Annotated in this window: 17 protein-coding genes; 9 read left to right on the top strand and 8 right to left on the bottom strand. The window is 58.1% G+C overall.

Annotated features, from left to right (window positions below; genetic code table 11):
- Positions 1–139: 139 nt before the first annotated feature.
- From rsxA to AC2Q8J_RS15320, 6 genes are read left to right on the top strand one after another with little or no spacing between them, the layout of a single operon-like run.
- Positions 140–718, top strand: a complete 579-nt coding sequence (gene rsxA / locus AC2Q8J_RS15345; RefSeq protein ID WP_027873481.1) for an electron transport complex subunit RsxA — start codon at positions 140–142, stop codon at positions 716–718.
- Positions 719–728: 10 nt separating this feature from the next.
- A complete protein-coding gene (gene rsxB, locus AC2Q8J_RS15340; RefSeq protein ID WP_486451713.1) occupies positions 729–1,334 on the top strand; it encodes an electron transport complex subunit RsxB in 606 nt (201 codons plus the stop codon).
- Positions 1,335–1,361: 27 nt separating this feature from the next.
- Positions 1,362–3,743 carry an electron transport complex subunit RsxC gene (rsxC, locus tag AC2Q8J_RS15335; protein WP_486451712.1) on the top strand — a complete coding sequence of 794 codons (2,382 nt, stop codon included), beginning with the start codon at positions 1,362–1,364 and terminating at the stop codon, positions 3,741–3,743.
- A gap of 2 nt (positions 3,744–3,745) precedes the next feature.
- Entirely contained in the window at positions 3,746–4,795 is a 1,050-nt protein-coding gene (gene rsxD, locus AC2Q8J_RS15330; protein ID WP_204996777.1) for an electron transport complex subunit RsxD, read from the top strand.
- Positions 4,795–5,433, top strand: a complete 639-nt coding sequence (rsxG, locus tag AC2Q8J_RS15325) for an electron transport complex subunit RsxG (protein ID WP_486451711.1) — start codon at positions 4,795–4,797, stop codon at positions 5,431–5,433. The genes rsxD and rsxG overlap by 1 nt, the downstream gene beginning before the upstream one ends.
- On the top strand, positions 5,426–6,139 hold the full coding sequence (locus AC2Q8J_RS15320; RefSeq protein ID WP_204996775.1) for an electron transport complex subunit E: 714 nt from the start codon (positions 5,426–5,428) through the stop codon (positions 6,137–6,139). Before rsxG ends, AC2Q8J_RS15320 begins: the two co-directional genes overlap by 8 nt.
- A gap of 29 nt (positions 6,140–6,168) precedes the next feature.
- Here the strand turns inward: AC2Q8J_RS15320 and AC2Q8J_RS15315 are convergent, their stop codons facing one another.
- Both AC2Q8J_RS15315 and AC2Q8J_RS15310 read right to left on the bottom strand, forming a co-directional pair.
- A complete protein-coding gene (locus AC2Q8J_RS15315) occupies positions 6,169–6,609 on the bottom strand; it encodes a nuclear transport factor 2 family protein (RefSeq protein WP_486451710.1) in 441 nt (146 codons plus the stop codon).
- A gap of 95 nt (positions 6,610–6,704) precedes the next feature.
- Positions 6,705–7,718 (bottom strand): AraC family transcriptional regulator, encoded by a 1,014-nt coding sequence (locus AC2Q8J_RS15310; RefSeq protein ID WP_486451709.1) that lies wholly within the window; start codon positions 7,716–7,718, stop codon positions 6,705–6,707.
- Positions 7,719–7,923: 205 nt separating this feature from the next.
- Between AC2Q8J_RS15310 and AC2Q8J_RS15305 the strand changes: the two genes are divergently transcribed.
- Positions 7,924–8,982, top strand: a complete 1,059-nt coding sequence (locus AC2Q8J_RS15305) for a helix-turn-helix domain-containing protein (RefSeq protein ID WP_486451708.1) — start codon at positions 7,924–7,926, stop codon at positions 8,980–8,982.
- Positions 8,983–9,090: 108 nt separating this feature from the next.
- Entirely contained in the window at positions 9,091–10,623 is a 1,533-nt protein-coding gene (locus AC2Q8J_RS15300) for a hypothetical protein (protein WP_486451707.1), read from the top strand.
- A 98-nt stretch (positions 10,624–10,721) separates the two neighbouring features.
- Here the strand turns inward: AC2Q8J_RS15300 and AC2Q8J_RS15295 are convergent, their stop codons facing one another.
- The 6 genes from AC2Q8J_RS15295 to AC2Q8J_RS15270 form a co-directional block, all read right to left on the bottom strand.
- Entirely contained in the window at positions 10,722–11,954 is a 1,233-nt protein-coding gene (locus AC2Q8J_RS15295) for an iron-containing alcohol dehydrogenase (protein ID WP_486451706.1), read from the bottom strand.
- An 82-nt stretch (positions 11,955–12,036) separates the two neighbouring features.
- Entirely contained in the window at positions 12,037–13,590 is a 1,554-nt protein-coding gene (locus tag AC2Q8J_RS15290) for a long-chain-fatty-acid--CoA ligase (protein ID WP_486451705.1), read from the bottom strand.
- Positions 13,591–13,632: 42 nt separating this feature from the next.
- Positions 13,633–14,763: an acyl-CoA dehydrogenase family protein gene (locus AC2Q8J_RS15285; RefSeq protein ID WP_486451704.1), complete on the bottom strand. Its 1,131-nt coding sequence runs from the start codon at positions 14,761–14,763 to the stop codon at positions 13,633–13,635.
- 9 nt (positions 14,764–14,772) lie between these two features.
- Complete coding sequence (locus tag AC2Q8J_RS15280) at positions 14,773–15,951, bottom strand: acyl-CoA dehydrogenase family protein (RefSeq protein ID WP_486451703.1); 1,179 nt, start codon at positions 15,949–15,951, stop codon at positions 14,773–14,775.
- A 122-nt stretch (positions 15,952–16,073) separates the two neighbouring features.
- The gene (locus tag AC2Q8J_RS15275) at positions 16,074–16,847 is read right to left on the bottom strand and encodes a 3-hydroxyacyl-CoA dehydrogenase (RefSeq protein WP_486451702.1); all 774 of its coding nucleotides are present in this window, start codon (positions 16,845–16,847) and stop codon (positions 16,074–16,076) included.
- Between the two features lie 35 nt (positions 16,848–16,882).
- Complete coding sequence (locus AC2Q8J_RS15270) at positions 16,883–18,055, bottom strand: acyl-CoA dehydrogenase family protein (protein WP_372878433.1); 1,173 nt, start codon at positions 18,053–18,055, stop codon at positions 16,883–16,885.
- A gap of 288 nt (positions 18,056–18,343) precedes the next feature.
- Here AC2Q8J_RS15270 and AC2Q8J_RS15265 point away from each other — a divergent pair, with 288 nt between their 5' ends.
- Positions 18,344–19,702 carry a cytochrome P450 gene (locus AC2Q8J_RS15265; protein ID WP_486451701.1) on the top strand — a complete coding sequence of 453 codons (1,359 nt, stop codon included), beginning with the start codon at positions 18,344–18,346 and terminating at the stop codon, positions 19,700–19,702.
- Positions 19,703–19,850 lie beyond the last annotated feature (148 nt).

Here is a 19,850-nt window from a genome sequence, read left to right as displayed (position 1 = left end):
TCGATTTTGCCGATAATGCATTGTGGATTAAAAGATTTTAAATTGAACACTTGATCGAAATAAAATAGCATCTCGGTCACAATAAATAGCGGGCGGTCATTTGTAGCCGCCGTGCTCCACGGCAATAGAGGCAAGCGCTTTGCTAGCGGATTACACAATACTTTTGCTCGGCGCCATTTTAGTGAACAACTTCGTGTTGGTTCAGTTCCTTGGCCTGTGCCCCTTTATGGGCGTGTCCAGCAAGCTGGAAACCGCTATTGGCATGTCGAGTGCCACCACCTTCGTGCTGACACTCGCCTCTATCTGCAGCTGGATGACCTACGAATGGCTGCTGCAGCCGCTCGGTTTGGAATACCTGCGCACCATTACCTTTATCCTGGTGATCGCCGTGGTTGTGCAATTCACCGAAATGGTCGTGCGCAAAACCAGCCCCCTGCTCTACAAAGTACTGGGCGTTTTTCTGCCGCTCATCACCACCAACTGCGCGGTGCTCGGCGTCGCCCTGCTGAACATTAATAAAGAGCACAACTTCGTCGAATCCGCACTCTACGGCTTCGGTGCCGCGGCGGGCTTTTCCATGGTGTTAGTGCTGTTTGCCGCCATGCGCGAGCGCATCGCCGTTGCCGATGTACCGGTGCCCTTCAAAGGTGCCGCGGTTGGCATGGTAACCGCCGGGCTGATGTCTCTCGCCTTTATGGGCTTTGCCGGACTGGTATAGCGGAGCCTTTATGATCGAGCTAGTTACTCAACACCCCTTCGCTGCAGCGCTACTGGCACTGGTCAGTCTGGGCCTGGTATTCGGCGCACTACTGGGTTTTGCTTCGGTAAAATTTAAGACCGAAGGCGACCCCATCGCCGATCAGGTAGAAGCGTTGCTGCCGCAAACCCAGTGTGGCCAATGCGGCTACCCTGGCTGCCGCCCCTATGCCGAAGCCATTGCCAACGGCGACGACATTAACAAGTGCCCGCCCGGCGGCGAGGCGACCATCGCCGCGCTTGCCGACCTGCTGGGTGTGGAGGCCAAACCTCTCGACGCTGCCGAAGAAGCCGTACCCTCGGTGGCCTATATTCGCGAGGACGAATGCATCGGCTGTACCAAGTGCATTCAAGCCTGCCCCGTCGACGCCATACTCGGCGCCGCCAAGCATATGCACACCGTTATCGCCAGCGAGTGCACCGGCTGCGACCTTTGTGTTGAGCCCTGCCCGGTGGATTGCATAGAGATGCGGCCCATCGAGACCACATTGCAGACCTGGCACTGGGACAAACCGCTGCCGACAGAAGACATAATCGCCAGCGACCGCCGCGGCAACTCGCCGATTGAAGCGGCCTGAACGCACGCCCGAGGATAGTCACGAAGCATGAGAAAGATTTGGGACATTCACGGCGGCATTCACCCGCCCGAGAATAAAACACAATCACTGCAAGACAATATCCGCGCCGCCGGTATTCCGGCCCAATTGATTGTGCCGCTGTCTCAGCACATCGGCGCACCCGCCGCGCCCATTGTTAATGTCGGCGACCGCGTACTAAAAGGTCAGATGATCGGCGAGGCCAAGGGCTTTGTCAGTGCGCCCGTGCACGCGCCCAGCTCTGGCACAGTTGCCGCCATTGAGCCGCGCGTTATCCCCCACCCGTCGGGCATGAGTGCGCCATGCGTGGTAATTAACTGCGACGGCAAAGACGAATGGATCAGCCACCAGGGCATTAGCGACTACCGCAGCCTCGACAAAAACACCCTGGTCGACACCATCCGCAACGCCGGTATTGCCGGGATGGGCGGTGCCGGTTTTCCAAGCTCGGTAAAACTCAGTGGCGGCAAAGACAAACCCATCGAAACACTGATCCTCAACGGCACCGAGTGTGAGCCCTATATCACCGCCGACGATATTTTAATGCAGGAGCGCGCCGCCGAAATTATCGCTGGCGCCGAAATCCTGCGGCATATTGTCGAGCCAAACGAAACCCTGATCGGCGTTGAAGACAACAAGCCAGAAGCACTGGCAGCCATGCGCGCTGCCGCCGAAGGCACCGGCATTGAAGTGGTTAGCTTCCCCACCAAGTACCCGTCAGGCGGCGAAAAGCAGCTGATTCAAATTCTCACCGGCAAGGAAGTCCCCTCCGGCGGCCTGCCCGCCGATATCGGTATTGTCTGTCAGAATATCGGCAGCGCTCGCGCCATCTATCGCGCCGTTTGCCACGGTGAACCGCTGATCTCCCGCGTAACCACTGTCACCGGTGAGGCCTGCAGCACACCGCGTAACTACGATGTATTGATCGGCACCCCGGTGCAATATCTACTCGACCTCAGCCACTTCGACGCCAGTCGCTGCATTCGCCTGATTATGGGTGGACCGATGATGGGCTACACCCTGCAAGATACCGCGGTGCCCATCGTCAAAACCAGCAACTGCGTGCTGGCACCCACCGTTGAGGAACTGCCGCCACCGCCACCTGCACAAGCCTGTATTCGCTGCGGCATGTGCGCCGAAGCCTGTCCGGTATCGCTGCTGCCTCAGCAAATGTACTGGTTCTCACGCGCGCAAGAGCACGACAAACTCGAGGAACACAACCTCGCCGACTGCATTGAATGCGGCGCCTGCTCCTACGTCTGCCCCAGCAATATCCCGCTGGTGCAGTACTACCGCGCCTCCAAGGCAGAAATTCGCCAGGCCCAGCAAGACAAGATAAAGGCCGAGCGTTCAAAAGAGCGCTTCGAGGCACGGCAGGCACGTATCGAACGCGAGGCCGCCGAGAAAGAAGCCAAGCGCAAGGCGCGCCTGGAGGCCGCTAAGGCCAAGCAACAATCTGCCACCAAAGACGGCAGTAAAGACGACATTATCCAGGCTGCGATCGCCCGCAGTAAGGCGAAAAAGTCCGGTGGCGCCGACAACCCGCCGCAAGACCCCGCCCAGGCGGCCATTGCCCGCGCCCAAGCCGCGCGAAGTGGCGACGCCGTCAGCGAAACTGCCGAAGAAAAAACCGCCCGCCTGGAAAAACAGCTGGCCAGCACTGAAAAACGCCTGGCAGCGGCCCAGCAAAAATTACAGCTGGCCATCGACAATAATGATGACAATGTTGAGGCCTTCCGCAGCGGCGTAGAAAAAACCGAAGGCAAGTTGCAAGCACTGCGCAAGGAGCTCGACGCCCACCGCGCCAGCCAGGCACCCGCGCCCGCCGAAAGTGTTAGCGACGACCCGGCAGCCGCGGCGATCGCCCGCGCCCAGGCCAAGCGCGCAGGCGGGGCTGAAGCGGAAAGCCCGGATGCCGCCCGCGAGCGCCTGACGACGCAAATTGCCAGCACCGAAAAACGCCTCGACGCTGCCCAGCAAAAATACGCTGATGCGCAGGCCCAGGGCGATGCCAATGCTGCCGCCTTTGCCACTGCCGTAGAAAAAACTCAGGCGAAGCTGGACAAGCTGCGCGCTGAACTAGCCGCGCTTCCCGCCGCCGAACCTGAACCGGCCGCCGAGGCAAGCAATGCCGACGACCCCGCCGCTCAGGCCATTGCCCGGGCACTGGCCGCACGCAACGCCAATGCCGAGTTGAGCGAGGCGGACAAGGCGCGCAACGCGGTCAGCTCGCTGGAAAAACGCATTGCCAAAACCCAGCAAAAACTCGACCAAGCCCAGGCTGATGGCGACGACAACGCCGCGATTCTGTCCGACACCCTGGCCAAATTGCAGGGCAAGCTGGACGAGGCTCGTCAGGCCTTGGACGCCCTTAGCCAGGAAGAGAACTGATCATGGCGTTTTTGAAAGTAAGTTCCCCCCACGCCCACGGCCCGATGAGCACCGGCCGCGTTATGCGTCTGGTGTTAATGGCGACCATTCCAGGCTTGGTGGCACTCACCTGGTTTTTTGGTTTTGGCACCCTCACCAATGTGTTGTGGGCCAGCCTGAGCGCCCTCGCTTTTGAAGCATTGGCCCTGAAGCTGCGCAAACGCCCCATCGCGTTTTATTTAAACGATTGCAGTGCGCTGGTCACCGCGTTCTTACTCGGTATCGCTCTGCCACCCGGCTCGCCCCTATGGCTGATTCTGGTGGGCACCGGTTTCGCCATCTTACTGTGCAAGCACATGTACGGCGGCATGGGCTACAACCCGTTTAATCCGGCAATGGCAGCTTATGTATTGCTGCTGATCTCCTTCCCGGTTGAAATGACTAACTGGCTGGCACCGCGCGGCGCCGTGCCAGCATCCGAGCTTCTCGGCCCCATCGACGCACTGTTGCGCAGCCTCGGCATTGGCAGTGCCCCCATAGACGGTGTGAGCATGGCCACACCGCTGGATATCCTCAAACAAAACGACGCGCTACTGGTCGACGACCTTTGGGCACAAACCCCACAATTCGGCACCGTAGCGGGCATCGGTTGGGAATGGGTCAACCTGGCCTTTTTGCTCGGCGGGCTGTATCTGCTCTATCGCCGCGTCTTCACTTGGCACGCGCCCCTGAGCATGCTGCTGGCGATTGCCATTATGGCTCTGTTGTTCAATGACGGCGGCAGCTCTGCCTCCGGCGGCGGCGCACTGTTCAATCTGTTCAGCGGCGCCACCATGTTCGGTGCGTTCTTCATTATCACCGACCCGGTAAGCTCGGCAGTGTCCAATCGCGGGCGGGTGATCTACGGCGCGTTGATCGGCGTGCTGGTCTACATTATTCGCGCATGGGGTAATTACCCTGATGCCGTCGCCTTTGCGGTGCTGTTAATGAACTTTGCCGCGCCCTTCATCGACCACTACACTCAGCCGCGCACTTACGGGCATAAAAAGCCCAATGCACAGGAGAAAGCGTAATGCTCGGCCAATCCATTACGAAAAACGGTTTGCTGCTGGGACTGTTCGCCGTGGTGACCACCGGCGTAATCGCCGGCACCTATCTCTCTACCCGCGGCTTGGTGCAGGACAATATTCGCGCCGCCGAGGAACGCGCCCTGCTGGAAATTATCCCCCGCGATCGCCACGACAATAGTATGCTCGACGACGCCGTTGCGCTTGGCGACGATGCCCTCCTCGGCCTTCGAGAGCCGCGCAATGCCTACCGCGCCAAACAAAACGGTGAGGTAGTGGCGGTGATTCTTCCGGCGACCGCCCGCGATGGCTACACCGGCGATATCGACCTGATCATCGGCGTCAATCGCGACGGCAGCGTAGCCGGTGTGCGGGTACTAAGCCACCGCGAAACACCGGGGCTGGGTGACCAGATCGACTACAAGAAAAGCCAGTGGGTAGACGGCTTTATCGGCCGCAGCCTGCTCAACCCCGAAGCAGAAAAGTGGACAGTAAAGAAAGATGGCGGCGTCTTCGACCAGTTCACCGGCGCCACTATCACGCCGCGCGCCGTTACCGCTGCCGTGAAACGCAGCCTGGAATTCTATGCGCAGCAGCGACCCATGTTGTTAGACGAAGTGAAGCAGGAGAAAGGCGATGAGTGATGTGAACTACCGCGAGATCTCCCTGAATGGCTTATGGAAAAACAACCCGGCCATCGTGCAGCTGCTGGGCCTGTGCCCACTGCTGGCCGTTACCGGCTCGGTGATCAACGCCATCGGCATGGGGCTCGCCACCATCTTCGTACTCACGGTGTCAAATACCTGTGTGTCGCTGATTCGCAACATCACCTCCGATGCCGTGCGACTGCCGGCCTTTGTAATGATTATTGCCGCGGCTGTGACCTGCATAGAACTGTTGATGCAGGCCTTCGCCTATGAGCTGTTTCAGATTCTCGGCATCTTCCTGCCGCTGATTACCACCAATTGCGTGATTCTTGGCCGCGCCGACGCCTTCGCCAGCAAGAACCGCCTGCTGCCGTCTATGTACGACGGTTTCATTATGGGGCTGGGCTTTTCAGCGGTGCTAATTCTGCTCGGCGCTATCCGCGAAGTGGTTGGCACGGGCCATATCTTCGCCAACATGGAGCTGTTGTTCGGCGAGTCCGCAAAGGCCTGGAAGATTGTTTTGGTTGACGACTACAAGGCCTTCTTGGTGGCGATATTGCCCCCCGGCGCTTTCATCTTCACTGGCCTGATCATCGCCCTGAAAAACGTGATCGACGGCGAGATTCAAAAGCGCGAGGCCGCCAAAGCGGAAAACACCGCGCCGACCAGTCGCCGCGTCCGGGTCACCGGCAATATTAGCTAAGCCAACGCTAAGGCGGGCTTAGCTCCGCCTTACAGCTCAAATAACAGGTGCTGGCTGAGATCGCCGACCAAATCCACATGCATTTCACGGCGGGCAAAGCCCCACACGCCGTCCCACTTGCACAGTTCATCCCGGTATCGACCGCTGATAATAGGCTGTAAGGCCAGTGCATCGGTGGCCTGCAGCACGGTATAGCAGGAACGCGCCGTCGCGCTGACTGCGTCCGGCGAATGTTCGATAATCACATTACTAATCAGGTGGCGGGTTTTCGGCGTGTTGGTATCGGCATAGAGGCGCGTCGACTGCTGGTACATCGCCAGCACGGCCTCCTCGCCACTCACCACGCTGTTGTGCGCTGGCGCGACAATATCGGCGTCGCGAAACAAGGCCGCGACGCCGGCAAAGTCGCCGGCATCAATTTTTTCAGCGTAGAGATACAGTAAGTTTTCAATCTGACGCGCGTCGTCCACGGCGACCTCACTCAAGCATTAGCGAGGGAGTACTACACGCAATTTCGCTGCGCCGGTCAAGCCGCCCACCACGGCGCAGCGATTCGCGCCAGGTACTACGCAGATTGCAGCATCATCCGATAGCGACCGGGCGCCTGCCCATACCAGCGCTTAAACGCTTTTTGGAAAGCACTTTGGTCGCTAAAGCCAAGCTCTGCGGAAATCTCCAATAAGCCGAGTTCACGGCGCGATATCAGCCCCAGTGAGCGCTCCTTGCGGGCATCGTCCACCAAGCTTTTATAGCTGGTTTCGGTGTTGTTTAACCGCCGCTGTAAGGTGCGCGGCGCAATGCCAAGCTGCGCGGAAATATCCTCCAGCCGGGGCACACCGTCGGCCAGCTGACTCACGATGCAGTCGCGCACATCTTTGATCAAACGGTCTTCAAATTGCAGGTTCGACAACTCAATCAGCGCCGCCTGCTCCAGCGATTTGTGAATACCGGGATGAGGGTAAAGCGTTGGCTGGTCGAGCAGTTCACGACCGAAGTGCACCGCATTTAATTTTTTACCGAAGGACACCGGCGCTTCAAACAAGGCTTCCATTTCCGCCTCACGCCCCTGCGCACCATGAGCGAAATGAACTTCTCGGCGCGTGGCACCGCGGTCAAGCATCGGCTTGTTGACGCGATACCAATTGGCAAAGAAAAATTCGACAACGTGCAGTGACGCCTGCTGCCGGGGCGGTTGTTGCCAGCTCAGGCAAGCCGTGCTGCTATTTACCTCGCTTAGCACCATATCGCCGTGGTCGATCAACAGGCGTGAAAAGCGCTGCATCGCATCCACCGCCTCGCGGGTATTGGAGGCGCTCATCCCCAGATAATTCACCATTCCCCAGGGCGTACGCGAACAATGCGTGCCCGCTTTCGCGCCAAGGCAGGGGTCACCCAGCAAGTTCGCACCGGCGTCCAAGGTCATTTCAAACAAGCGCAGGGGAACGCGCCCTTGCTCACTAATGTGAGAAAGAGGATTCAAGCGCAGTACCGATTGCAACTGTCGGCTGCTGAGCCCCTGGCCCTCAAGGTACTCTAGTAGGTTGTCGAGATATTCTTTGCAGACTGTTGGTGTTCGCATTTCACCCTCCCTACAAAACGCCCAGACAATGCACTGCGGGCGAATCTGTCACTGTTATTGTTGTGGGCGGCACGCCGCCGGTATGACCTAAACTGCGTAACAGACTAGCAATTTCGCAGCGAGACTTGTCCCCCTCCGCCACTAAAAGTATTATCATTAGTGACCGTCAATTTGTATCATTTATGGCCATAGTCGATTATTCATTGTGCAATTAATAGAAATGGAGCAGCTGGGTGCCCGTTTGCTGCGGGTACTTTGGCGCCTACTGCAACAACACTATCCCGACATAGACTGCGCGGCGCTCGGTCGGCGCTGCGAGCTGGGCGAGACCTGGTGGCAGGCCACCGGCAACGATACGCTTGTAAATGTAATGGTGTTGTTAAACGCCCTGCGCGACGATGGCGCGCCTGCCATTGCACTTGAACTGGGCGACCTTGCGCAATTGAGCGACCTCGGCCTGCTCGGCTATGCCATGCTTACCGCCGCCAACTGTGAGCAGGCCACGAATATCAGTTGTCACGCCTTCAGCGAAGCGAGCTTTTTAGTGCGGGTACACCTTGAGCGCGGCGAGCAACACGCGCTCATTCGCTTTGAACTTACCGACAACGCCCTGCCCATCGAGCAGCTGTTAATGGAGCTGTGCAGCGTCGCTGCCTGGCGCTATGTGCAAGGGATACTGCCCGAGGGCCGCGCCGCCGTGCCCGACTATGTAGAACTGACCAGCAGTCCACCTGACCACGCCGAGCGCTACCGCGAATTGCTGGGTTGCGAGGTGGTGTTCGACGCCCCGCGCAACACCATCGCCCTGCCCCTGCACTGGCTGAGCCGACCTATCCCCAGCGGCAATGAACAGGCGCTGATCGCCTGCTCTCACCACGTGCAGCAAATCGTCAGCGAGAGCTATCGCACAGCCGGCATTGCCCCGCAGGTTAAACGCCTGTTGATGTCGCGCCCCCAAGACTGCGAATTCAATTTGGCAAAAACGGCAAAGCTACTGCGCTTAAGCCCGCGCAGCCTGCGCCGACATTTGGAACAGAGCGGTCACAGTTTTCGCCAAATTTGTCTGAGCGTGCGCATGGAATTAGCGCGGGAGTACCTGTTTAATACGCACATGAGTTTGAAGGAGGTGGCCTACCAGCTCGGTTATAAACACCCGAGTAATTTCAACCGCGCCTTCAGCGATTACTATGGTCAGTCCCCGCAGACGATGCGACGGCAGCACCACCAGGCCTTTCAGCGCGAAGAGCCGCCTGGCGCAGGCTGACAACTCTGGCGTCGAAAACCCTACTGATGTAGACCCACAGGCCCCACAATAGCGGGCTAGCTGGCAACCGCCATACTTTAACTCGCTAAGAAGAAAAAAGGTTTACCTATGATTGCAGCCGACAACACCCCGATTCTGGTCGGAGTCAGCCAGCAGACCTACCGCGACACCGGCAACCCCGAGCGCACTCCTACCGATGCGCTGCAGGAAGCCCTGCAAGGCGCCCTCGACAACACCGGCAAAGGCGATGCACTGCGCGGCGCCATTGACGCCCTGTGTACCGAGCCCAGCCTGTTGGAAGTCTCGGAAGAACTGGCCGCATTACTTAACCGCTTCCCCGGGCCGGAATTAGCCAAGCGTTTGGGCTTTGATAATGCCCAGTGCCTGAAAGCCCCCGACGGCGGCAACGGCCCGCAAATGTTGATCAACCACTTCGCCGATGAGCTCAACCGTGGCAAGCGTCGCGCCGTGGCGATCTGCGGCGGCGAACTGACCGCGAGCTTTCGCACCCTGCTCGGCGGTGGCGGCGATATCGGCCACTGGCAGCAAGGCGCCAGTGGCGACACCGAACAGCCCTGGGCAGAACGCGACGGCGCCCACGCCCAGGAACACAAACACAATTTGTGGTTGCCCACCCATATGTACGCGCTGTTTGAAAATGCGCTGCGCCACCGCTACGGCCACAGCCTTGAACAACACCAGCAGCATATCGGCAAGATCATGCAGGGTTTGAGCGACACCGCTGCCGCTAACCCCGACGCCTGGTCCTACCAACGGCCACGCAGCGCCGAGCAACTCACCGGCTTTAACGAGCGCAGCCCCTGCCTCGCGCTGCCCTATAACAAATACCTGTGCGCCCAGATGAATATCGACATGGCAGCCGCGGTGATTATGACCACCGTCGGCACCGCACGCGAACTCGGCATTGACGAAGACCGCTGGGTCTACCTCAATGGTTGCGCCGAAGTGAATGATGTGTGGTTTGTTGGCGAGCGCGCTGACCTTTCCCGCTCCAACGCCGTCGCCCTGGCTGGTAAAACGGCACTGGCGCGCGCCAATTGCGAGATTGACGACATCGCCCTGATGGATATTTACAGCTGCTTCCCCTGTGCGGTGGAACTGGCCTGCGATGCGCTGGGTATCGACCCCTTCGGTGAGCGGGCACTGAGCCTCACCGGCGGCCTGCCCTACTTCGGCGGCCCCGGCCACGGTTACAGCCTGCACGCTGTCGTCACCATGGCCGAGCAACTGCGCCAGCAACCCGGCGCCAATGGCATGATTACCGCCAACGGCTGGTATATGACCAAGCAGGCCATTGGGATTTACAGCACGCGCCCTGCTCACCAAGACTGGCAGCGCGGCGACGATGCCCCCCTGCAACAGCAGATCGACAGTGAAGACCACCCCCGCATCGACGACGCCCCGGAAGGCCCCGGTGTTGTGGACAGCTTTACCGTGGTCTGCGACGGCGATGGCCCGCAGCAGGGCATTATCGTTGGCAGCCTGGACAATGGCCGACGCTTCATCGCCCACACCGAGAAAGACGACGCCCTGCTCGCACAAATGATGCATGAGGATATGATCGGACGGCGCGGCGTGGTGTCCACCGGCGAGGAACACAATCTGTTTAAGTTCGACTAAGTCAATCCGTACGCGCGGCGGCTGAAAACCCCGCCCATAAAAAAACCGGCAAATGCCGGTTTTTTTATGGCTTATCACCAGTGTGTGGCACGCGCTACTTACGCCATCGCGCGCGCATCACCGGTTTGCTTTAACAGGGTACGCAAAATCGCCTGACACTCTTTGCGGCTCATCAGTACCGGCACCGGATAGCCCGCACCTTCCTTGACCGCATCCGCGGCAATGGCAGCAATATCCTCTTCACGCAGCGTATCCAGTACATCGGGCACACCCAGGCGCGTATTCAAATCCGCCACCGCATCGATAAACTTCTCTGCCGCTTGGGCATCGCCAGTGCTGGCATCGGCCACACCAATCAAGCGCCCCAACTCAGCTAGCGGTTGTTCGGATGCCTTGGCCATAAAGCGCAATACCTCAGGCATCACCAATGCGTTTGCCAGGCCGTGTGGTGTGCCGTAATGACGCCCCAACTGGTGGGCGATCGCGTGAACATTACCCACCCCAGCATCGTTAATTGCCATGCCAGCGTAGTAGGCCGCTAACGCCATTTGCTCGCGCGCCTCGGCGTCGTTGCCGTCGCGGTAGGCGCGTGGCAGGTAGTCAAAAATCATTTTTACCGCCGCATAGCCGTAGCCATTGCTGCTCTCGGTGCCCCACAGGCTGATGTAGGTTTCCACCGCGTGAGTCAGTGCATCCATTCCCGTGGCGGCGGTAATCGGTGCTGGCATGCCCAGCAGCAGATCCGCGTCCAACGCCACCGCTTTGGGCAGCATTTTCGGGTCGGCCAAAAAGCACTTTTCATGACTCGCCGGGTCGGAAACCACCGCAGCAATCGTCGCCTCTGAACCGGTGCCCGAGGTGGTGGGCAATGCAAACAGGGGCAGCGGCATGGCCTTCACTTTGAAGTACCCTTCCAACTTGCGACCGTCGCGGCCATTGGTCGCCGCCGAAGCAATGGTCTTGGCACAATCAATTGACGAGCCGCCACCAATCGCCAGCACCGCATCGCATTTGTGCTGCTGTTGCAGTGCCAGGCCTTCATCAACCATTGCAAAAGTGGGGTCGGGAAGAATGCCATCATAAATTACGCACTCGACACCCTCTTCCTTCAACACCTCAACGGCCTTACCGACAATGCCCAGCTCCACCAAAATTTTATCGCTGACAATTAACACGCGCTGCGCGCCTTGGCGGGCGATATGTCGACACAGCTGCGCCGTGCTTCCCTGACCATTGAAGGCCATGTAAGCGAGCGACGGCATCAACTTGAAGGGAATGGCGATCAACGCCAGATACGTGCGCTGCAGCAGGGTTCTAAAAAATTTACTCATCCTTAACTCCATAGCAGGACAGTGATTCTGTAATAGCCAGTTCGGTATACGTAGTGGCTACCGACCAGTGGATCATGCCTTATCAGGCAGTTTCGCCCTGATACTTAGGCACGATACTCGCGCGCAGTTCTTTTTTCAGTATTTTGCCGCTGGGGTTACGTGGCAGCGCCGCCACATATTCGATCAGCTTCGGCGTTTTAAACCCGGCCAGTGAACTGCGACAGTGTTCAACCATCTCATCGACGGTGATCTCACCGTCTTCGCCTGCCACCAGCACGGCCAGGGGAACCTCGCCCCATTTTTCGTCCGGCACACCAATCACCGCTGCATCGGCAATTTTCGGGTGAGACATCAATACATTTTCAACTTCGGCGGGATAAATGTTTTCGCCCCCGGAAATAATCAAATCTTTCACACGGTCTTTAATAAACAGATAACCGTCTTCGTCCAGATACCCGGCGTCACCGGTATGCAGCCAGCCGTCCACCACGGTTTTTGCGGTGGCCTCTTCGCGCTTCCAATAGCCCTTCATCACCTGTGGGCCACGGCCGAGAATTTCGCCCACCTCACCGGTAGGCAGCGTATTGCCCTTGTCGTCGACAATACGCAACTCGGTGCCAAACACCGCGCGACCGCAGGAGCGCAGCAATTCAGGCTTGCCCTGCAGAGCACGCATGTGATCGTCGTTGGTGAGGAAGGTCAGTGCGGTGGTCGACTCCGTCTGGCCATAGCCCTGATAAAACTCGCAGTCGAAGACTTCCAAACAGCGCTTTAACAGATCCACCGAAATCGGCGACGCGCCGTAGTTAATCCAGCGCAGATTCGGGAATTCGTATTTCTCGATATCGGGAATGCAGGCCAAAGAGAACTGCAGCATCACCGGCACCACAGAAACATAAGTGATGTTCTCATTGGCCATGGTCTCGATCATGCCAATAGGGTCGTAGTCGCGGTGCAACACCAACTCGCAGCCGTAATACACCGCCATCAAGGCACCCACCAAGCCCAGGGCATGGAAGGTAGGCGCGATAATTAAGGCGCGGTCACCGGCGCGCGGCGCGCGGCCAGTGGTCAGCGGCGCTTGAATGCTGTTACAGATCAAATTGCGGTGGGTCAGCAAAGTGCCCTTAGGTAAACCGGTGGTGCCGCTGGTGTACATTTGAAACAGCACATCGTCGCCGTTCAGGGTCACTGCGTCCGGCGTCAGTGGTTCGCCCAGCCACTCGTTTAAGGGCACTGCGCCATCGACGTCACCCACAATAGAAACCTGCTCCACACCGGCCAGGTAGGAGCCGATCAATGGCGCAAATTCGCCGTCGACAAACAGCATGCGTACGTCGGCGTCTTCAGCAATAAAGCCAACCTCATCGGCGGTAAGGCGGTAGTTAATGCCTACCGGTACCACACCGGCGCGCGCACAACCGAGAAAAACCAGGAAGTTGTCCAGGGAGTTTTTGCTGAGAATGGCCACTCGGTCACCCTTGGTGATGCCGCGTGCCTGCAAGCGCGCCGCGACGTGACCCATTTTCTGCCAGGCGTCGGCGTAGCTTAAATGGCTGTCCGCATCATTGCCGAAGGGCGCTTCGGGGCGCATTTTTGCCTGAAAGGCCAGGTACTCAACAAAACTATCAAACATGGATGTCTTCCTTATCGTTTTTATCAGAGGGCGCGCGCCCCGCTACGCAGCCTGCGGCCCGTAGCGCAGCGCCGCAAACCGCCGACGTTGCCAATCACTGTCACCGAACAGGGTGTCGATAACCATTAGTCGCTTTAAGTAGTCGCCAATGCTCAGCTCTTCGGTCACGCCCATACCGCCGTGAAGCTGCACCGCTTCCTCGGCGACTGCGCGGCCGTGTTTGCCTACCATGGCTTTCAGCGCCGCCGTATCACTGGCTGCCTGCGCTTCGCCACCACTGTGCGAACACAGCGCACGCACCAGTAGCGAACGGCATTGCTCAGTGGCCGTGTACATATCCACCATGCGGTGTTGTAGGGCCTGGAATTTGCCGATGGGCTGACCAAACTGTTTGCGGGTATTGCTGTACTCCACCGTTTCTTTCAGCAGCTTTTCCATCGCGCCAACCGCTTGAGCCGACACCGCAATGGTCGCTTCGGCAATCACCGTTTCGACCATTGCCAGGGCGGCATCGCCATCGCAGATCACGCTGTCGCCGGTGAGCTCCACCGCATCGAATTGAATATTTGCGACGCGCTGGCCGTCCATCAATTTGAAGGCATCGCGCTGTACGCCATTGCTTGTCGCGGGCACCGCAAACAGTGTGTAGGCGTCATCCAGCCACGCGGCCACAACCAGCACATCGGCGGCCGCGCCGTTGAGCACCAGCGTTTTACTGCCGGTCAGGCGATACCCGTCAGCACTGCGCTCAGCGCGGCAGTCCATGGCGTCGAGCTGGTGGCGGCTACGGCGTTCCTGATAGGCAAACGCGGCGTGGCAGCTGCCCGCCATAATTTCTTCCAGGTAGCGGCCTTTTACTGCCACGTTATTGCCGCGCGCAATCAACTGAGCGCCCAGCAGAATCGAACCCAGATAAGGCTCAACGGCAACGCTGCGACCCATGGCTTCCATTAGCACAGAGGTATCCACCACCGAACCGCCAAAGCCACCTTCCGCTTCGGGCAGGGGCACGGTCAGCCAACCCAGCTCGGCGTAGTCCTGCCACACCTTGCCGGAAAAGCCTGTCTCTTCAGCCAGGTACTGCCTGCGTTGGTCGGCGTCGTAACGCTCGGCCATATATTTATCGATACTGTCTTTGAGCAGTTGCTGCTCAGCATTGAGTGAAAAATCCATAACGCCCTCCTACAGCCCCAGCCCAAATTTCGCGATGATATTTTTTTGTACTTCGTTACTGCCGCCGTAAATGGTGCAGGCCCGACCGTACATATACTCCCGTCGCGCTTGGTCGCCGTAGTCATGGCCCAGCGATGACAAATCGGCATCGGCCGGCAGCACGCTGCCGTACAGTCCCGCCACATCGAAAAACAAATTCTGCACAGCCTGTTGCAGCTCCGTACCTTTGAGCTTGAGCAAGGACGACTCCATGCCCGGTGCGCCGCCATTGGCCACGGTGGCCAGCACGCGCAGCTCGGTGTATTCCAACGCCATCAACTCCATTTCAATATCGGCCATGCGCGCCTGAAACGTGGGGTTATTCAGCAGCGACTGGCCGTCGTCGTTCTCATCGGCCGCCAGCTTGCGCACGTTATTCAGCACTTGCTTGCAGTAAGCGATACCAGACAGCGCAGTGCGCTCGTGGCTGAGCAGCGCCTTGGCATAGGTCCAGCCCTGATTCTCTTCACCGATGCGGTTTACCACTGGCACCCGCACGTTTTCAAAGCTGACTTCGTTTAAGTGATGCTCACCGTCAATGGCAATAATCGGCGACACGGTGATGCCTGGCGTGCGCATATCAATCAGCAAGAAGCTGATGCCCTGCTGCGGCTTGCCGCTGTTGTCGGTGCGTACCAGCGCAAACATCCAATCGGCATACTGGGCGTAAGTGGTCCAGATTTTAGTGCCGTTAATCACATAGTCGTCGCCATCACGTTCGGCGCGAGTTTGCAAACCGGCCAGGTCACTGCCCGCGCCCGGCTCGGAGTAGCCCTGACACCACCAGGTGTCACCGTTGAGAATGCCGGGCAAGAATTGCTGCTTTTGTTCCTCGGTGCCAAAGGTGTAAATCACCGGCCCGACCATCTTCAAACCAAAGGGCGGCACATCCGGCGCGCCAGCTTCAGCCAGGGCGCTATCGAAAATGTATTTTTGGGTGTCGCTCCAACCACAGCCGCCGTGCTCAACCGGCCAGCCCGGCGCCACCCAACCCTTGTCGAAACGCTTTTTCTGCCACTCGATGGTCGCGGCTTTGAAGGTCTTGGGGTCGCGAATTCGCGCTGCCATATCGTCGTTAAAGTTGTCGCGCAAAAACGCCCGAACTTCCTCTTGGAAGGCGAGCTCTTCTGCAGAAAATGTCGCGTGCATAGCTTTCTCTCTATTATTGGCAGGCCACGCTGCATCCTGAATCTAGGCTATCAGCAGCGTACAGAAAGGGGTTAGTCCCCGGGCGCCGTTTGTTGGCAGCGGCCGACCCGGGGCAAGCAGACTTACCGCGGCTGCATGCGAATGCCGCCATCCATACGGATCACTTCAGCATTGAGGTAGTCGTTTTCGATAATGTGCATCGCTAAGCTGGCAATTTCCTCGGGCTGGCCGAGGCGCTTGGGGTTAAGTACCGACTGCGCCAACGACTGGCGCGCTTCTTCAGGCAAAGACGCCAACAGCGGCGTGTCGATCAAGCCCGGTGCAATGGTGTTTACACGAATGCCATAGCTCGCCAGGTCGCGGGCAATTGGCAGCGTCATGCCAACAACACCGCCCTTACTGGCGCTGTAAGCGGCCTGGCCAATTTGGCCGTCGAAGGCAGCAACCGATGCGGTGTTGATAATCACCCCGCGGCCACCAAATTCGTCGATGGGGTCTTGCTTGGCCATGGCTTCGGCCGCCAAACGCAGCACATTAAACGAGCCCACCAGGTTAATGTCGATCACACGCTTAAACTGGTCCAGCGGGAAGGCGCCCTGCTTGCCCACTGTTTTAATGGCGTTGCCAATACCGGCGAAATTGCAGCAGATGTGAATCGCGTCGAAGGCCTCCAAACAGGCCTTCACCGCCGCTTCCACAGAGGCTTCGTCCGCCACATTGGTGGCAACAAACAGCGCTTTGTCGCTGCCCAGCTGTTCAGCCAGGGTCTGACCGAGGGCTTCGTTCATGTCCAGAATGGCGACCTTGCCGCCCGCTGCCACAATCGACTCTACCGTCGCTTTACCCAAACCCGATGCACCGCCGGTGACCAGGGCAACTTTTCCGTTTACATCCATCTTTCTACTCCTAAACGTTATGAGTGAAACCGCGCTTAGGCGCGATCAACAAAGGGAACGAAGCTGTCGGCGAATACATCGCGGGCAATAATCAGCTTCATAATTTCTGAGGTACCGGCAAAAATGCGGGTAATACGCGCATCGCAGTACATACGGGAAATCGGATACTCGTCCATGTAACCCGCACCACCGTGCAGCTGCACACCCTCATCAACCATGCGGCACAGCAACTCACTGGTATATAGCTTGGCTTTGGCGGCATCTTCTGCGGTTAACTGGCCACGGTTATGCACGGCAACACACTGGTCGACATAGGCCTGAGCCACATCCAATTCGGTGCGCAGTTCGGCCATTTTGAACTGGGTGTTCTGCATTTTTGACAGCGGCTTACCAAACACCTTGCGCTGCTCACAGAATTCACGCGTCACTTCAAACGCCTTCTGCGCTGAAGACAAAAAGCCGCAGGCGCCAATCAAGCGCTCTTCAGCCAGGCCTTCCATCAGGTAAATAAAGCCCATGGTTGGGTCGCCCAGCACGTTCTCTTTGGGAATACGCACTTCATTGAAGAACAGTTCGGCAGTGTCCTGCGCCTTCATACCCATCTTCTTCAAATTGCGACCGCGCTCGAAGCCTTCCATGCCACGCTCCACCAAAAACAGGCCCATCGCGTGGGGGTTGTTTTCCGGATCGGTCTTGGCCGCTACGATCACCACGTCGGAATTAATGCCGTTGGTGATATACGTTTTGTTACCACTCAGCAGCCAGTGGTCGCCCATGTCTTTAGCCACGGCGCGCATACCAGCAAGGTCGGAACCGGCGTCGGGCTCGGTCATCGCCACTGCCAGAATCAATTCACCACTGACGCAGCGCGGCAAAAAGCGCGCCTTTTGTTCTTCACTGCCAAAGCGGTCGATATAGGGGCCAACCAAACGGCTGTGTAGGGTATTCGCCCAGTCACCGGCGTAAACGTTGGCGGTTTCTTCAATAATGATCTGCTCAAAACGGAAGTCGCGGTCGCCCATGCCGCCGTACTGCTCGTCGGGCCAAACCATTAAAAAGCCCTGCTCACCGGCCTTTTTAAATACCTCCCGGTCAACAATGCCCTGCTCGCGCCAAGCATCCACATTCGGGGCCACTTCCTGTTCCAGGAATTTGCGGTAGGCCGAACGAAACATTTGCTGCTCTTCTGTAAAATCTCTGGGAAGCATGGTTCTTCTCTCGTTATTCAATCGGCGCGCTGGCGCCGAGGTTTGTTTTTCCTGCCAGAGCCGAGGCTCGGCACTGCGTGTCGACGCACAGCATCGCCTCGCCGCCCCCAAAGCGGCAATGATTGACCGTGACAACCACTTGACATTTTCTTACAAAAAACGGGAATCCCCCGCCCACTGGCGCGCATCGACCACCGCCGTCGCCTGCCGACTAGACCCTAAAAAACGCCTGCCCTACTGTGTCTGCCAAGATGTGCCGCACTGCGGCTAGCCACAACGAGGAACACCATGAACAGCACCAGCGTTGACTACCAAGACTACCCGCGCCAACCCAATCGCAAGCTGACGCATATTCCCGGTGACAGCGGCCTGCCCCTGTTCGGCCAGACCTTCAGTTTTTTGAAGAACTACAAAGCGCTCACCGAAATGCGCTACCGCAAATACGGCAAAATTTCGCGCGGCAACACCCTGTTCCAACACAGCCTGACCCTGCTCGGCCCGGAAGCGAACGAACTGGTACTGAAAAACAGCGACGGCCAGTTCTCCAGCATGCTGGCCTGGAACCCGTTATTGGACAGACTCTTCCCCAACGGGCTGATGCTGAAAGACGCCGAGGCCCACCGCTACGACCGTAAAATTCTGCAAGGCGCGTTTAAAAAGGCTTCTATCGAAGGCTATTTGCACACCATGAGCCCGCACCTGGAGCGCGGTCTGGAAGAATGGCCCAAGGGCAAAGAGTTCCACTTTCAACACGCCGTAAAACAACTGCTGCTGGAAGTGGCCGCCGAGGTGTTTCTAGGTGTGGAAATGGGCGAAGAAGCCAGCGGCGTGAATACCGCCTTCGTGGACACCATGCTTGCCTCAATGGCGGTATTAAAGCTCCCCATCCCCGGCACGCTTTGGCATCGCGGTCTGACCGGCCGCAAGCATTTAGAAGACTTTGTGATGGCGCATATCGACGACAAGCGCAAACACGAAGGCCGGGATATTTTCTCGCAGATCTGCCACGCCACCGATGAAGACGGCAACTATTTCTCCGACGAAGCGGTGCGCGACCATATTATTTTCCTGCTGTTCGCTGCCCACGACACCACAACCAGCACACTGTGCTCCATTGTTTATGCACTGGCCAAGAACCCCGAGTGGCAGCAGCGACTGCGCGAGGAATACGCAGCTATCGGCAAAGACCAGCTCGACTACGACGACCTGAATAAACTCGACGACAGTAAGCTGGTGTTTAAAGAAGCCCTGCGCATGTATCCCCCCGTGCCCGCCATTCCGCGCCGCACCCTGAAAGACATGGACATTTTTGGCTACCACGTGCCCAAAAACACCGCAGTGGCCATCTCACCGCTACTCACCCATTACATGGAAGAGTATTGGAGCAACCCCAACGACTTCGACCCCGAGCGCTTTTCCAAAGAACGCGCCGAAGACAAAAAGCACTTCTTCCAATGGGTGCCCTTTGGCGGCGGCGCACACAAATGCCTGGGGCTGAACTTTGCCGAAGTGCAAACCAAGCTGTTCCTGTTCCACCTGCTGCGCCGCTATAACATTAAGGTGAAAGACGGCTATGAAATGCCCCGCAGCTGGGTACCGTTGATCTTCCCTGCCGACGGCCTGCCCGTGAGCTTCGAGCCCATCTGAAACGACTAGTAAAACCATCTAACGGCGGCTCGCGTACACGGGCCGTCGTTTTTACTTTCAGTGAATACTTATGCCTGAACATTTACCGCTATCGCGATGCGCGAACGTCCTGCGTGCCTTCGCGCCAAGCACGGCCGCGCCCGCTTAA

The organism is Spongiibacter sp. C9W (genome assembly GCF_057370015.1).
This window is presented reverse-complemented; position numbering and strand designations above follow the sequence as displayed.